16 protein-coding genes and 1 pseudogene are annotated in these 14,083 nt (G+C 29.6%); 11 read left to right on the top strand and 6 right to left on the bottom strand.

The annotated features are described in order from the left end of the window. From L8X24_RS07700 to L8X24_RS07690, 3 genes are all read right to left on the bottom strand, one after another. Complete coding sequence (locus L8X24_RS07700; protein ID WP_263664313.1) at positions 1-222, bottom strand: ribbon-helix-helix protein, CopG family; 222 nt, start codon at positions 220-222, stop codon at positions 1-3. 10 nt (positions 223-232) lie between these two features. Further along, positions 233-796: a bacteriohemerythrin gene (locus L8X24_RS07695; RefSeq protein WP_263664312.1), complete on the bottom strand. Its 564-nt coding sequence runs from the start codon at positions 794-796 to the stop codon at positions 233-235. A gap of 80 nt (positions 797-876) precedes the next feature. Beyond that, positions 877-1,464: a bacteriohemerythrin gene (locus L8X24_RS07690; RefSeq protein ID WP_263664311.1), complete on the bottom strand. Its 588-nt coding sequence runs from the start codon at positions 1,462-1,464 to the stop codon at positions 877-879. 132 nt (positions 1,465-1,596) lie between these two features. Between L8X24_RS07690 and L8X24_RS07685 the strand changes: the two genes are divergently transcribed. Both L8X24_RS07685 and L8X24_RS07680 read left to right on the top strand, forming a co-directional pair. Further along, positions 1,597-2,262, top strand: coding sequence for a response regulator transcription factor (locus L8X24_RS07685; RefSeq protein WP_263664310.1), 666 nt, complete (start codon positions 1,597-1,599; stop codon positions 2,260-2,262). Continuing rightward, a complete protein-coding gene (locus tag L8X24_RS07680; protein WP_263664309.1) occupies positions 2,225-3,478 on the top strand; it encodes a sensor histidine kinase in 1,254 nt (417 codons plus the stop codon). The genes L8X24_RS07685 and L8X24_RS07680 overlap by 38 nt, the downstream gene beginning before the upstream one ends. Positions 3,479-3,480: 2 nt before the next feature. On the opposite strand, the gene L8X24_RS07675 is transcribed toward L8X24_RS07680, so the two are convergent. From L8X24_RS07675 to ribE, 3 genes are read right to left on the bottom strand one after another with little or no spacing between them, the layout of a single operon-like run. Continuing rightward, on the bottom strand, positions 3,481-3,687 hold the full coding sequence (locus tag L8X24_RS07675; protein WP_263664308.1) for a hypothetical protein: 207 nt from the start codon (positions 3,685-3,687) through the stop codon (positions 3,481-3,483). Position 3,688: 1 nt separating this feature from the next. Continuing rightward, positions 3,689-4,357 (bottom strand): peptidoglycan editing factor PgeF, encoded by a 669-nt coding sequence (gene pgeF / locus L8X24_RS07670; RefSeq protein ID WP_263664307.1) that lies wholly within the window; start codon positions 4,355-4,357, stop codon positions 3,689-3,691. After that, positions 4,321-4,929: a riboflavin synthase gene (gene ribE, locus L8X24_RS07665; protein WP_039618779.1), complete on the bottom strand. Its 609-nt coding sequence runs from the start codon at positions 4,927-4,929 to the stop codon at positions 4,321-4,323. Before ribE ends, pgeF begins: the two co-directional genes overlap by 37 nt. Positions 4,930-5,051: 122 nt before the next feature. Between ribE and mnmG the strand changes: the two genes are divergently transcribed. The 9 genes and pseudogenes from mnmG to L8X24_RS07620 form a co-directional block, all read left to right on the top strand. Then, positions 5,052-6,905 carry a tRNA uridine-5-carboxymethylaminomethyl(34) synthesis enzyme MnmG gene (mnmG, locus tag L8X24_RS07660; RefSeq protein WP_263664306.1) on the top strand — a complete coding sequence of 618 codons (1,854 nt, stop codon included), beginning with the start codon at positions 5,052-5,054 and terminating at the stop codon, positions 6,903-6,905. A gap of 166 nt (positions 6,906-7,071) precedes the next feature. After that, positions 7,072-7,575: a ubiquinol cytochrome c oxidoreductase, 2Fe-2S subunit gene (locus L8X24_RS07655; protein WP_039618773.1), complete on the top strand. Its 504-nt coding sequence runs from the start codon at positions 7,072-7,074 to the stop codon at positions 7,573-7,575. A 1-nt stretch (position 7,576) separates the two neighbouring features. Further along, positions 7,577-8,821, top strand: coding sequence for a cytochrome b (locus tag L8X24_RS07650; RefSeq protein ID WP_263664305.1), 1,245 nt, complete (start codon positions 7,577-7,579; stop codon positions 8,819-8,821). Between the two features lie 2 nt (positions 8,822-8,823). Next, positions 8,824-9,951 carry a c-type cytochrome gene (locus L8X24_RS07645; protein WP_263664304.1) on the top strand — a complete coding sequence of 376 codons (1,128 nt, stop codon included), beginning with the start codon at positions 8,824-8,826 and terminating at the stop codon, positions 9,949-9,951. Positions 9,952-10,124: 173 nt separating this feature from the next. Continuing rightward, positions 10,125-10,910, top strand: a complete 786-nt coding sequence (rpsB, locus tag L8X24_RS07640) for a 30S ribosomal protein S2 (RefSeq protein ID WP_039626640.1) — start codon at positions 10,125-10,127, stop codon at positions 10,908-10,910. Further along, positions 10,910-11,986, top strand: coding sequence for a translation elongation factor Ts (gene tsf / locus L8X24_RS07635; protein WP_263664303.1), 1,077 nt, complete (start codon positions 10,910-10,912; stop codon positions 11,984-11,986). The genes rpsB and tsf overlap by 1 nt, the downstream gene beginning before the upstream one ends. Before the next feature lie 2 nt (positions 11,987-11,988). Beyond that, positions 11,989-12,624, top strand: a complete 636-nt coding sequence (locus L8X24_RS07630; RefSeq protein WP_263664302.1) for an ABC transporter ATP-binding protein — start codon at positions 11,989-11,991, stop codon at positions 12,622-12,624. Then, entirely contained in the window at positions 12,611-13,381 is a 771-nt protein-coding gene (gene fliR / locus L8X24_RS07625) for a flagellar biosynthetic protein FliR (RefSeq protein WP_263664301.1), read from the top strand. The genes L8X24_RS07630 and fliR overlap by 14 nt, the downstream gene beginning before the upstream one ends. A gap of 59 nt (positions 13,382-13,440) precedes the next feature. Next, a pseudogene (locus L8X24_RS07620) lies at positions 13,441-14,083 on the top strand (hypothetical protein); the annotation flags it as partial.

The raw sequence follows: 14,083 nt of genomic DNA, 5'->3' as shown, positions 1-14,083 counted from the left end.
TTAGCATTTTAATTTTTTAATAACACTGTCTAATTTTTTACTATCTCCATCTTTTAAATCTTCTAAAGCCTCTATAGCAGGAACGAAATCTTCCATTTCATCAAGATAATTTTCTAAAGCATTGCGTAAAATTTCAGCCTTTTTCTTTTTAGAAAATTTTGCAGTTTGATTTAAGCGCTCGTAAAGTTCTTCTGAAAGAGTTAGAGTGTATCTTTTATTCATTGTCTAGCCTTTATTTTGGTCTTATTGCTTCTTGGCAAGCTTTACATTTATAATTTGTGTTAGTTGTTTGTATTTTTTGATGAATTTCATAAGGAACTTTATGAATTTTATCTGCGCAAGAACAAATGTATTCATAAAATTCTTGCAATTCTCCTAAGTTTGTATTTTTGTTTTTTTTGCTAAGTTGGGCTTGGTGCCATTTTTCTATTTTCATATCTTCTCTTAAAATATGCTCTAAAAGCCATTTGGATGCAATTATATTAAGTTTTTCTTTTAAATCATTAGTGCTTTTTATATTTTGAATTAAATCTATCATGGATTGTATGATACTTTTATGAATTTTTTGATGATTAGCAAGTTCAGGATAGCCTATTTTTGTCATATATTTTTCTTCTTCAGCAAAATGTTCTTTCATGTAATTGAAAAAATCCGCAAGTAAAAATTTAATCTGTCCTTTATGAATAGGCTTATCTGAAATCATCTCAACATTGGCAGCAAGTTCAAAAAGTTTTTGGTGTTGCCTGTCGATTTCTTCATTGTGAATACTATATTTGTCACACCATTTTGGTAACATACTAAAACCCCTTGTTTGGTTTATGGGAGAGTTCTTGATGTATTATAATTTACAATATTTTAAATTATGATTAATTTTTATTAAATTTCAGTTTTTTCTTTGCATAAAATTAAATTAGCAGAGCATTCTTTGCATTTAAATTGTACTTTAGAATATTGCATTTTTAAATGAATATCATAAGGGACTTTGTGAGTTTTTCCTTCACATTGACATTGATATAAGAAATTTTTTATTTTTGGTTTTTCTTCTTCAAAGCTATCTGAAGAATTTTTTATTTGCGTACTTTGTTTCCAATACTCTATCATCATATCATGCTGAATGATATGTTCTATAAGCCATGAATTAACCACTATGTATAATTTTTCTTTTAGGTCATTGGTGCTTTTTATGCTTTGTATGAGTTTTATCATAGATTTTGTGATTTGTTTATGCATGAGTTTATGTTGGTTTAAGTAAGGATAATTAATTTCAGCCATGTAGTTTTCTTCATCTTGAAAATGAATTTTAATATAGTGAAAAAATTCAGCAACTATCTTTTTAAGTTCTACTTGATAAATTGGTCTATCTGAAATTTCTTCAACTCTAGCAGCAAGTTCAAAAAGTTTTTTATGTTGTTCATCAATTTTTTCATTATTAATGCTATATTTTTTATCCCATTCAGGTAACATAAAAATCCTAACAGTATAAATTATAAAATAGTTAATATTTTATAAATATTTTGCTTTAATTCTACTAAATTCACACTCAATTTACACAAAAAAAATATAATGTTTTAAGAAAATATGAAAAAAAGGTTAAAAATGGCTACACAAATTCTTTTGTTAGAAGATGATATTAATTTAGGAGAAATTGTTAGTGAATTTTTAGAAGAAGAAGGTTTTATGGTTACTTTAGTCGATAATGCTCAAGATGCGCAAGATAAAGCTTATGAGAAAAATTTTGATTTATGGATTTTAGATGTAAAAGTTCCACAAGGTGATGGTTTTAGCGTGCTTAAAAATTTAAGAGAAGCTGGCAAATATACTCCAGCTATTTTTATGACTTCATTGAATACTACTATGGATTTACAAAAAGGTTTTGAAAGCGGTTGTGATGATTATATTAAAAAGCCTTTTGAATTGCAGGAGTTAAAAATAAGAATTAATGCTATTTTAAAGCGTTCTTTTGCTCATAAAAATGAAGATTATGAAGACTTGGGAAATGGTTTTAAATTTGCTTTTATTTCACAAACTTTATATCAAGACGATAAACCTTTAACCCTGCCTTTAAAAGAATTAAAGCTTTTATCTTTGCTTTTAAAAAATAAAGGTAAATTTATAGATACTGCTTACATTTTTGAAGAAATTTGGGAGTATGATCAAGAGCCAAGTGAGCTTAGCTTAAGAGCTTATGTAAAAAATTTACGAAAAATTTTAGGCAAAGATAGTATTGTCAACCAAAGAGGAAGAGGGTATTGTTATGTATGAAGCCAAGCGCGTTGCATGGCAAATTCTTTCTTTGTATTTAGTGAGTATAGGAAGTGTTCTTATAGTACTTTTTGGCGTATGGTATGCAAAGTTAATAGAAGAATTAATAGCCGAACATAGCATAAAATTAAGACAAGAACATCGTTTTGTAATTTTACAAATGGAAAAGTTACGTTTTGAGCCTATAGAAAAAGGTGCTAGAAAAATTGCTCAAATTTCTAATATAAAATTTGCAATATTTGATAGAACAAAAGTTTATTTTTCTAATCTTGACTTGCCTGCTCAAACAACATTTTTTAAACTTAATAACGCAAATATTTATAATAATAACACTCTAATTTATGTAGCTGATGTAAATTTAAATAATTTATTGCTTGCAAATACTCAAGGACAAGATGCTTTGGAGGTCTTAGGTGATGTTAATCGTTTGAGGGTTTTAGTACAAGGTGATGATATCTCCAAAGAACTTGGATTTATAAGATTTAAAGTAGCTTTGGCTATGGTTTTTTCTTTGATTTTTGTAAGTATAATGGCTTATTTTATACTAAAATTTGCACTCAAGCCTTTAGAAATGAGAATAAGATTTTTAAATAATTTTATAAAAGATACCACTCATGAGATTAATACTCCAATTAGTGCGATATTAATGAGTGTAGAAGGTTTAGAAAGAAAAAAGAATTTTGAAGAAGTTAAAGCTTTAAAGCGTGTAAAAATAGCTGCTTTGACTTTGAGTCATTTGTATTCAGATTTAACTTTTTTAAATTTTTCTCAAGTTTATGAGGCTAAAAAGGATTGGATATTTTTAAAAGATTTGATTAAAGAAAGAATGGAGTATTTTAAGATATTTTTGGAGCAAAAAAATATCAACCTAGAGCTTAGTTTGGAAGATAATGGAAAAATTTATGCTAATAAAGAGCAATTTTTTAAAATGTTTGATAACCTTGTTAATAACGCTATAAAATATAATATAAAAAATGGTTATATTAAAATAGAACTTTTAGAGCAAAAACTTATAATAACAGATAGTGGTTGTGGTATAGCAAAAGAAAATTTGGCCAACATTTTTGAGCGTTATTCGAGATTTAATGAAAATCAAGGTGGTTTTGGTATAGGGCTTTCTTTGGTAGATAAAATTTGTAAAGAGCATAATATAAAAATAAAAGTAGAAAGTGAACTAAATAAAGGAACAAAATTCATTTTAACTTGGAAAAATTAAAATTATTTATTACTCATTTTAGCTTTTTCTTTAGCATTTATAAGCGTTGTGATAAATTCATTTAAATTTTTAGTATCGTTTTGATTTAGAGTTTGTGAGGTGTGATTTAGCATTTGAGTGATTAAAACTTCATTGCTTAAGTCATTATCGCCAAATTCTCTAGCCTTTTGTAAAAGTTTCAAAGCAAGTAAATTTTTTACTTCATACATTTTAATCCTTTAAATAAATCACGCTAACAATGCGCTTTGGAGTTTGATCTTTTCTATAAGAAAAAAATCTTTCATCATCAAAAGTGCAAAGATTGATATCAAAAATATCATTAATACCTAATTCTTTTGCTTGAAATTTAACTAATGCTTTTAAATCAAGCTTATTTTCATGTAAAAAAGGTGCAAAATTTTCTTTGCTATAATTTAAAATCTCGCCATTAATTTCATAATTTTTAGCACAAATTCCTGCTGAAATGATGAGTTTTAAATTCTTTGTTTGAGTGTTAAAGCTTTTTTGCATTTTTAAAACAGCTTCTTTTAAGATATTTTCAAAACAACCTTTTCTACCTGAATGCAAAGCTGCTACGGCTTTATTTTCATTATCATATAAAAGCAAAGGCAAGCAATCAGCACTTAAAATACACAAAGCTATATTTTTTTCATTGCTAATTATCCCATCAGCGTTAAAATGTAAATCTTTATTATAATGAGTGATGATATTAGAATGAATTTGATTTAAAAATATACACTTTTTTATTGAATTTTCCCAAGGAAAAATATTATCATGAATTTTTGCTCTAAAAATATTATAATCTTGATCAAAGGCTACAAAAGCTTTTGCAAAATCATTTTCTAATAAAGTGATGTAATTTTGTCTATTTGTTGCCATGAAATTTCTTTTTTATAATTTAATTGTCTGTGTATATATCTTGCTAAAAGATCACTTTCTATATTAACACGTCTTCCTATGGTGTAATTTTTAAACAAGGTTTCATTAAAGGTTATAGGAATAATAGTTAAACGAATACCATCTTTTAAAACTTCATTGATAGTCAAGCTCACTCCATCTATGGCTACACTTGCTTTATTTGCCATATAAATTTGTATATCATCAGGACATTTAATATAAAAATCAACCCCGTTTTCTTTTTTAGAAATATTAGTAATTTCACCTATACCATCAATATGTCCTTGCATTAAATGTCCATCTATTCTATCGCCATAAGCTAGCGCAGGTTCAATATGCACATAATCTTTTAAATTTTCAATAGCTATGTGAGTTCTTGTTTCATAAGAAAGTTCAAGATTAAAGCCATCATCAAAAAGTTTTGTTACGCTCAAACACGCACCATTGACAGCAATACTATCGCCTAGTTTTGGTTTGTAGTTTGCTTTTAATCTTAAAGTGTTGTTTTGATATGATTTGACAAAGGCTAATTCGCGGATTAATCCATTAAACATTCAATACCTTTAATTTTTATGAGATTTTATCTAAAACTTTTAAATTTCAAAAAGTATTTTTAGTATTTTATTTTAAAAAATATTATATAATTTTTGCCTTTTTATAAAAATGAGGTCAAAATATGTATGATATAATCGTAATAGGTGGCGGGCATGCTGGAGTTGAGGCTAGTGCTGCTGCTGCTAGAATGGGCAAAAAAACTTTACTTTTAACTACTTTAATCGAGCAAATTGGTGCTGCAAGTTGTAATCCTGCTATAGGCGGTTTAGCAAAAGGACATTTGGTAAAAGAGCTTGATGCTATGGGTGGACTTATGGGGCAAATTACCGATGAGGCTGGAATTCAATTTAGAATTTTAAATGAAAGCAAAGGTGTTGCAGTGCGCGGAAGTAGAGCGCAAATTGATATGGATACTTATAGAATTTGTGCTAGAAATAAGCTTTTAAAACTTGAAAATTTAGAAATTTCTCAAGAGCAAGCTTTGTCTTTACTTATAGAAAATGATGAAGTTAAGGGCGTTAAAACTAATTTAGAAAATACATATTTTGCCAAAAAAATCATACTTACAACAGGAACTTTTTTAAACGGACTTATCCATATAGGTGAAACCAAGCTTCAAGCAGGTAGGGTAGGCGAGCTTGCATCTGTAAATTTGGGAGATTACTTAAAACAAAGTGGTTTAAAAGTAGGAAGATTAAAAACAGGAACTTGCCCAAGGGTTGATGCTAAAAGTATTGATTTTAGTGTTTTAGAAATTCAACCTGGAGATGAAAACCCTAAAGCTTTTAGCTTTAAAACAAAAAATTTCAAGCCCAATCAACTTCCATGTTATATAGCAAGAACAAATTTAAAAACACATGAGATTATAAAAAGTAATTTTTACCGTGCTCCGCTTTTTACAGGGCAAATTGAAGGTATAGGGCCAAGATATTGTCCTTCTATAGAAGATAAGATTAATCGTTTTGGTGATAAAGAAAGTCATCATTTATTTATAGAACCACAAACTAAAGATGCGACTGAATATTATATCAACGGCTTTTCTACCTCGCTTCCTTATGAAGTGCAAATTGCAATGCTAAGAAGTATAAAAGGTTTTGAAAATGCTAAAATCACGCGTTTTGGCTATGCTATAGAGTATGATTATATAGACCCAACAGAACTAAAACATACTTTAGAAACCAAAAAGATTAAAAATTTATATTGTGCTGGGCAAATTAATGGAACCACTGGTTATGAGGAAGCTGCTGCGCAAGGTTTTATGGCAGGAGTGAATGCGGTTTTAGCAATTGATGAAAAAGATCCTTTTGTGTTAAGGCGTGATGAGGCTTATATAGGGGTGTTGATTGATGATTTAGTGATGAAAGGCACTAAAGAGCCTTATAGAATGTTTACTTCAAGAGCTGAGTATAGACTGCTTTTAAGAGAAGAAAATGCCATTTTAAGACTTGGAGAATATGGATATAATTTTAAACTTTTAAGTCAAGAAGATTATGCATATATTGAAAATATAAAACAAAATGTTGATAAAGGACTTGAGTTTTTACTTCAAACTACATGGACACCAAGTAAGCAAAATAATGAATTTTTACAAAGCATTGAAGAGGAAAAGATCACTTCAATAGTGAGTTTACAAAAAATTGTTGCAAGAGCTAGTTTTAATATAGAAAAATTAAAAGCTTTAGATGAAATGTTTGCAAAAATGGATGAGTATTCTTTAAATGAAATTTTAAATGAAGCAAAGTATTATCATTATATTGCAATGCAAAAAGCACAAATTGAAAAAATGAAAAATTTAAATGATTTGAAAATCCCTGAAAATTTTGACTTTAAAAGTGTGAGTGGATTGAGTAATGAAGTAGTGGAAAAACTGCAAAAATTTAATCCACCAACTATTTTTGCTGCTTCGCAAATTAGCGGTATTACTCCTGCTGCTTTGGATATTTTACATATTTATATCAAAATGAAAAAACAATAGATAATAATAAATTTATCTATTGTTATGATTTAAAACAAACATTTATTTTTGTTTTTAAATAAATATCCATATATCTTAAATCAAGCTTTTTATACCAAAGAAAAAATTTATCATTTTTTAGATAAACTGCTAAGTTTTACAAAAAAATCAAAACAAAGGAAGTAAAATGGCTACATCTGAAAGTAGACGAAGCTTTATGGGCTTTGCCTTTGGAACGGTAGCTGCTGTGGGTGGTGCTTTTTCATTAGTTGCAATGAAAAAAACATGGGATCCACTCCCAAGTGTAAAAGCAGCAGGTATTACTACTGTAGATCTTTCTGGCATGAAAGAGGGCGAGCTTAGAACAATTGAATGGCGTAAGAAGCCTATATTTATCTTAAAAAAAGATGCAGATATGGCAAAAGATAGCAATAGAGATGTTGTTGTAGGTGATGTTGCTTATACTGTAGTTATTGGTCTTTGTACGCATTTAGGCTGTATTCCAGCTTACGCTCCAAGCGAAAAATTATTTAAGTGTGCTTGCCATGGTGGTGAATTTGACACCAGTGGTAAAAATGTATTTGGTCCTCCTCCAAGACCTTTGGACATTCCTCCTTTTAGAATTGATGGAACAAAATTAGTATTAGGCGAAGAAGGTCCAGAATATAAAAAAATGATCGCGGAGGCTTAATATGGCACAGATAAAAAAAGCAAATGGTATTGTAGATTGGCTTGATCAAAGACTAGCTGTAAATAGGCTTTTTAATGTTTTAATGGCTCAATATTGGATACCAAAACAAATTAACTTCTTATGGGCAATGGGTGTTATTTTAACTACTCTTTTTGCTATTTTATTTATTTCAGGTTTATTTTTAGTAATGTATTATAAGCCAGATGTGGCTTTAGCTTTTGATAGTGTAAATAAAACTATCATGCAAGAAGTAGAGTATGGTTGGCTTTGGCGTCATATGCACGGTGTGGCTGCTTCGGTTGTATTTTTAATCATATATATTCACATGCTAACAGGAATTTATTATGGCTCTTATAAAAAGGGTCGTGAGATGATTTGGATCAGTGGTATGCTTTTATTTGTTGTATTTTCAGCAGAAGCATTTAGTGGGTATATGCTACCTTGGGGACAAATGAGCTTTTGGGCTGCTCAAGTTATTACTCAGCTTTTTGGTGGAATTCCTTTTATAGGTGATGCATTGGTTATTTGGATAAGAGGAGATTTTGCAGTTTCTGATCCAACTTTAACTAGATTTTTTATGCTACATGTGTGTTTATTGCCTATTGTAATTTTGGCAATTATTGCATTCCACTTTTATTCTTTAAGAATTCCTCATGTAAACAATGAAATCTCAGAAGAAATTGATTTTGATTTAGAAGCTGAAAAATATTTAGCAGGCGATACAAAAGGTTCTAAAGTTATTCCTTTTTGGCCAGGATTTTTAGCTAAAGATTTTATGTATATTGCTTTATTTATGATTTTCTTCTTTTACTTGGTATGTTTTAAATTTAATTTTGCAATGGATCCAATCAATTTTGACCCAGCAAATTCTTTAAAAACACCTCCTCATATTTATCCTGAGTGGTATTTCTTATGGAGTTATGAAGTTTTAAGAGGATTTTTCTTTGATGTTGGAAGCATTAAGGCTTTTGATATAGGACTTGCAGCATTTGGTATAGCACAAATTATTTTCTTCTTGTTACCTTGGCTTGATAGAAGTGATGTTGTAAAACCAGCACACGAAAGACCAATGTTTTTTGTATGGTTTTGGGTATTATTGATAGATTTAATTGTACTAACAGTTTATGGAAAGCTTCCTCCAACAGGAATTAACGCTTGGATAGGATTTTATGCTTCTATGGTATTTTTACTATTATTGTTAGTAGTTTTACCAATTATTACTATCATGGAAAGAAAAAGGGGCTAATAATGAGAGAATTAAAAATATTTTTTGTAGTTGTCTTTTTCACAGGTTTAGTTTATTGGGGGGTTGAGCCTTATGCGCATTCAGTGATGAATCCTCCTTCAACTCCGGTTAATTTTGACTTTGCAAAAGCTGATGCAGAATTTACCAAAGGTGAAGTTGCTTTAAAAGAAAAAGCAGCAATGGATGCTAATGCTTCAGGAAGTGAAAAAGCTATAGCTAATGCTCAAAAAGCATTAGAGCTTGCTAAAAGCCAAGAAGAAGCTACTAAGCAATTATGGGAAAAAATCGCAAAAATCGATTTTAGCAAAGGTAATGCACAAAAAGGAAAAGAGCTTTTTGAAGGCAATTGTATTGCATGCCATGGTGTGAAAGCTGTCGGAATTCCTGCTACTATTACAGATTCTTCTTTAGGTGTAACACCTCCTGATTTAAGTGATGCTGGTGCTATTTATGATGAGAAATTTTTAACCGCACTTATCATTGATCCGGTTAAAGCTTTGCAAATTTCACATAAATTTAATGATGAAAATCCATTCTTAATGCCTGCTTATCCTTTAAGTGGCGATGAAGCACAAGATAATCAAGATTTAGCAGACTTAATTGCATTCTTTAAAAATACAGCTAGTGAATATGAAAAAGAATTTGATGCAAAATTAAAAGCTGATTTAGAAGAAAAATATGCTAAAAATCAAGAGCTTTCAGAGCAAGCAAAAACGGCTTTAATTGCAAAAGAATTTGATTTTGCTAAAAATAAACATACGTTTGAAAATGCTTGCGGAAGATGTCATGATGTAAAATATGATGGCTTTGTTTCAAGCTCAAATATGAGTGATTTAAAAAATTATCTTGGTATGACGCCTCCAGATTTATCTATGATGATTCGTTCTAAAGGCGCGCATTATCTTGAAATTTTCATTAACGAACCTCAAAAGAAAATTCACGGTACTGCTATGCCAAGAGTTGGTTTAAATGAAAAAGCACAAACTCAAGTTATTAATTATCTTGAAAAAGTTGGTGATAGTAAAAAAGAAGAAAGAGAGCAAACAGGAATTTATATTATGATATTCTTTGCTATCTTAAGTATTTTTGCTATAGGTTGGAAAAGATCAGTTTGGTCTAAACTACACTAATTTACTCAAAGAACGCCTTGTGGCGTTCTTTTTCTTCAATAATAAGCTAAATATAAAATAAAATTTGATATAATGTTTCTTCATTTCACACGCATTAATTTCCTTATTAGGTTGCTTATGGGTTAAAGAATGCGGAGGAATAAACCTAATTATTTTATTTCAAGGAGAATTTCATGGTAAGCATGAGAGATTTATTAGAGTGCGGTGTACACTTTGGACACCAAACAAGAAGATGGAATCCAAAAATGAAAAAATTTATTTTTGGTGAAAGAAAAGGTATTTATGTAATTGATTTACAAAAAACACTTAGATACTTTAGATATACATATAATATCGTTCGTGATGCTGCAGCAGAAGGTAAGACAATTTTATTTGTTGGTACTAAAAAACAAGCTGGTGGAGCGATTAAAGAATATGCTGAAAAATGCGGTATGCCTTATGTAAATCATAGATGGCTTGGTGGTATGATGACTAACTTTGGAACTATCCGCCAATCGATTAGAAAATTAGAAGTTATAGAAAAAATGGAAGAAGATGGAAGTATTAAACTTTTAACTAAAAAAGAAGCTTTAATGCTTACTAGAAAAAAAGAAAAATTACTAGCATATCTTGGTGGTATTAGATATATGAAAACTCAACCTGATATGATTTTTGTTATTGATACTGTTAAAGAAAAAATTGCGGTACAAGAAGCTAATAGATTAAAAATCCCTGTGGTTGCTCCACTAGATACAAACTGCGATCCTGATTTAGTTGATTTCCCAATTCCAGGAAATGATGATGCGATTCGTTCAGTTCAACTTTTCTGCCAAGAAATGGCTGAAGCAATCAATGAAGGTAAAGCTTTAAGAGAGCAAGATGGTGAAGTAAATGAAGAACAACCAATCTCTGAAGAAGAAAAAAAAGAAGTTTTAGAAGAAGCTATGAGTGAAGAAGATTTTGAAGGAGATAAAGAATAATGGCTGAAATCACTGCACAAATGGTAAAAGAACTGCGCGAAAGTACTGGCGCAGGTATGATGGATTGTAAAAATGCTTTAAAAGATACAGATGGTGATTTTGAAAAAGCAGTGCAACTTTTAAGAGAAAAAGGACTTGGAAAAGCTGATAAAAAAGCTGATCGTTTAGCTGCTGAAGGTTTGGTAAGTGTAAAAGTAAGCGATGATTTAAAATGCGCAACTGTAAGTGAAATCAATTCAGAAACTGATTTTGTTGCTAAAAATGAACAATTTATTGCTTTAACAAAAGATACAACAGCACATATTCAAGCTAAAAGCCTTCAAAATGTTGAGCAGTTGCATTCAAGCGAGATTAATGGTGTTAAATTTGAAGAATATTTAAAAAATCAAATTGCAACTATAGGTGAAAATTTAGTTGTAAGAAGATTTGCTACTGTAAAAGCTGGAGCTAGTGGAGCGGTAAATGGTTATGTTCATTCTAATGGACGCGTGGGTGTTATTATTGCTGCAGCTTGTGATAGTGAAGCTACGGCTAATAAGTGTGGAGAATTTTTAAAACACCTTTGTATGCATATTGCTGCAATGAAACCAAGTTATCTATCTTATGAAGAGCTTGATATGGATTTTGTAGAAAATGAATATAAAGCTTTAGTTGCAGAGTTAGAAAAAGAAAATGAAGAAAGAAGAAGATTAAAAGATCCTAATAAGCCAGAGCTTAAAATTCCAAAATTTGCAAGTAGAAAGCAATTAACTCAAGAGATAATCCAAGAAGCTGAAGAAGCTATTAAAGCTGAACTTCAAGCACAAGGAAAACCAGAAAAAATTTGGCCTAACATTATCCCAGGTAAACTAAATAGCTTTATAGCGGATAATTCTCAGCTTGATGGTAGACTTACCCTAATGGGACAGTTTTATGCGATGGATGATAAAAAAACTGTCGAGCAAGTAATTGCAGAAAAAGAAAAAGAATTTGGTGGAACTATTAAAATAGTAGAATTTATTCGTTTTGAAGTGGGCGAAGGTCTAGAAAAGAAAACTGAAGATTTTGCTGCTGAAGTTGCTGCACAAATTGGTTAAAAATGGAACTTTTAAAAGCGGAAAATTTAAGCCATAGTTTTGATATTCCGCTTTTTGAAAATCTAAATTTTACTTTAAATGCAAAAGATTGTATTGCAATATGTGGAAGTAGTGGGTGTGGCAAATCTACTCTTTTACATATTTTATCTACCTTGTTAAAACCTCAATCAGGAAAAGTTTTTTATAATAATCAGGATTTGTATTCCTTAAATGATGAAGCTTTATTAGAAATTCGTAGAAAAGATTTTGGGATTATTTTTCAAATGCATTATTTATTTAAAGGTTTTTTAGCTTTTGAAAATATAGAGCTTGCAAGTATTTTGAGTAGGCAAAATATCGATTATGAGTTATTAAAAAAACTTGATATTGTTGATTTAATGAATCAAAAGATCACAAAATTAAGTGGTGGACAGCAGCAACGAGTAAGTATAGCTAGAGTTTTAAGTAAAAGACCAAAAATCATTTTTGCTGATGAGGCTACTGGTAATTTAGATTTTAAAAATGCTTTAAATGTGTTAGATATTTTGATTAGTTATGTCAAAGAAAATAATGCAGCTTTAGTTTTTGTGACTCACGATCAAGAACTTGCTAAAAAATGTGATAGGATTTATCATTTAAGTAATTATGGAATTTGTTAAATATTTAGGCGATGAAAATGTTGTAATTTTCATGCTTTTATTTGCCAGAATGAGTGGATTAATAGTATTTTTCCCTTTTTTTTCTCACAATAGTATACCTTTGGTAGTAAAAACAACTTTAGCTTTATTTTTAACAATGTTTTTATATCCTTTGGCAAAACTTGAAAATAATACACCTGATTCTTTTTTTATTTTGTATCTTTTAAGTGAAGTGCTTTTTGGGATGGTTGCAGGTTTAATTTTACAAATGATTTTTGCCATTTTACAAATGGCAGGTGAGCAAATTTCTTTTACCATGGGTTTTTCTATGGCTAGTATTTTAGATCCAGCTACAGGTGCTAATACTCCAGTAATTTCTCAAGTTTTAAATTTGCTTGCATTGTTGGTTTTTTTAGCATTTGATGGTCATCATTTGGTATTGCTTTTTATATCTAGTTCGTTAGATTATATTAGTTTGGGTGGATTTTATCCGCATGAGAATTTAATGCTTTATTTGAATAAAGCTATGGTAAATATTTTTGTGCTCGGTTTTTCTATGGCTTTTCCTATTTTAGCAATATCTTTATTATCAGATGTTATTTTTGGTATGCTTATGAAAACTATGCCACAATTTAATCTTTTAGTGGTGGGTTATCCTATCAAGATATTTTTATCTTTTGCAGTGCTTATTGCTATTTTACTCATCATGATGCAGTATTTTAAAAATTTAATGTTAAAAAGTTTTGAGCATATGGAGTTATTGTTTTTCAATATATAAGCAATAAATAATTAAAAATGTTTTAAAATAATACATTTCTTTAACTTGGGAGATGACAGATGAAGGTTGTGCTGATAAATTCTAATGTAGCTGTTTCAAAATTAATTAGTTTGGGGGTTCAAAAACTAGGTTATGAATTTGAAGAGTTTGCAAGTACCGAAGAGCTTGAAGAATTTTATGATATTATCATCATAGATCATGATATTGAAGCTAATTTAGATGAATTGAAAAGTAAATGCAATAGATTGATTTATTTATTGCCTAGAAACCAAGAGCAAGTAGAAGGCGTAGAGTGTTTATATAAGCCTTTTTTACCGACTGATTTTATAGAACTTTTGGGTAATGAAAAAACTTTAAGTGAAAGTAAGGATAGTACTTTAGAAGAAGATGAATTGAGTTTTGATGAGGATGTTTTAATTGATAAAGATATGCCTTTAGATGGAAATGAACTTTTGGCTGGTATTGATTTGTCTGAGCATGAAGAAAGTTTAAGTGAAGATGATTTAAATCTGCAAGAAGATTTTTTTGAAGAAAATTTAGATAATTCATTAGAAGCTGAAGATAAATCTAAATTATCAAATGAAGCTGATATTGACAAGGAATTAGATGATAAGTTAACATTAGTAGATGAACAACATGAAGAAAATATAGAAGAAAATATAGAAGAAAATATAGAAGAAAATATAGAAGAAAATATAGAAG

Origin of the sequence: Campylobacter sp. CNRCH_2015_0814, from assembly GCF_025772765.1 — a bacterium.
Taxonomy (GTDB): domain Bacteria; phylum Campylobacterota; class Campylobacteria; order Campylobacterales; family Campylobacteraceae; genus Campylobacter_D.
The sequence above is the reverse complement of the archived record's forward strand: the minus strand, read 5'-3'. Positions and strand labels throughout refer to the sequence as shown.

Excerpts from the sequence above, each read along its gene's own strand:
- L8X24_RS07655 (WP_039618773.1), top strand. The coding sequence starts at position 7,072 with ATGGCTACATCTGAAAGTAGACGAAGCTTTATGGGCTTTGCCTTTGGA.
- L8X24_RS07650 (WP_263664305.1), top strand. The coding sequence starts at position 7,577 with ATGGCACAGATAAAAAAAGCAAATGGTATTGTAGATTGGCTTGATCAA.
- L8X24_RS07695 (WP_263664312.1), bottom strand. The coding sequence starts at position 796 with ATGTTACCAAAATGGTGTGACAAATATAGTATTCACAATGAAGAAATC.
- pgeF (WP_263664307.1), bottom strand. The coding sequence starts at position 4,357 with ATGGCAACAAATAGACAAAATTACATCACTTTATTAGAAAATGATTTT.
- L8X24_RS07690 (WP_263664311.1), bottom strand. The coding sequence starts at position 1,464 with ATGTTACCTGAATGGGATAAAAAATATAGCATTAATAATGAAAAAATT.
- fliR (WP_263664301.1), top strand. The coding sequence starts at position 12,611 with ATGGAATTTGTTAAATATTTAGGCGATGAAAATGTTGTAATTTTCATG.
- L8X24_RS07685 (WP_263664310.1), top strand. The coding sequence starts at position 1,597 with ATGGCTACACAAATTCTTTTGTTAGAAGATGATATTAATTTAGGAGAA.
- mnmG (WP_263664306.1), top strand. The coding sequence starts at position 5,052 with ATGTATGATATAATCGTAATAGGTGGCGGGCATGCTGGAGTTGAGGCT.
- L8X24_RS07675 (WP_263664308.1), bottom strand. The coding sequence starts at position 3,687 with ATGTATGAAGTAAAAAATTTACTTGCTTTGAAACTTTTACAAAAGGCT.
- tsf (WP_263664303.1), top strand. The coding sequence starts at position 10,910 with ATGGCTGAAATCACTGCACAAATGGTAAAAGAACTGCGCGAAAGTACT.
- ribE (WP_039618779.1), bottom strand. The coding sequence starts at position 4,929 with ATGTTTAATGGATTAATCCGCGAATTAGCCTTTGTCAAATCATATCAA.
- L8X24_RS07700 (WP_263664313.1), bottom strand. The coding sequence starts at position 222 with ATGAATAAAAGATACACTCTAACTCTTTCAGAAGAACTTTACGAGCGC.
- L8X24_RS07630 (WP_263664302.1), top strand. The coding sequence starts at position 11,989 with ATGGAACTTTTAAAAGCGGAAAATTTAAGCCATAGTTTTGATATTCCG.
- L8X24_RS07645 (WP_263664304.1), top strand. The coding sequence starts at position 8,824 with ATGAGAGAATTAAAAATATTTTTTGTAGTTGTCTTTTTCACAGGTTTA.
- rpsB (WP_039626640.1), top strand. The coding sequence starts at position 10,125 with ATGGTAAGCATGAGAGATTTATTAGAGTGCGGTGTACACTTTGGACAC.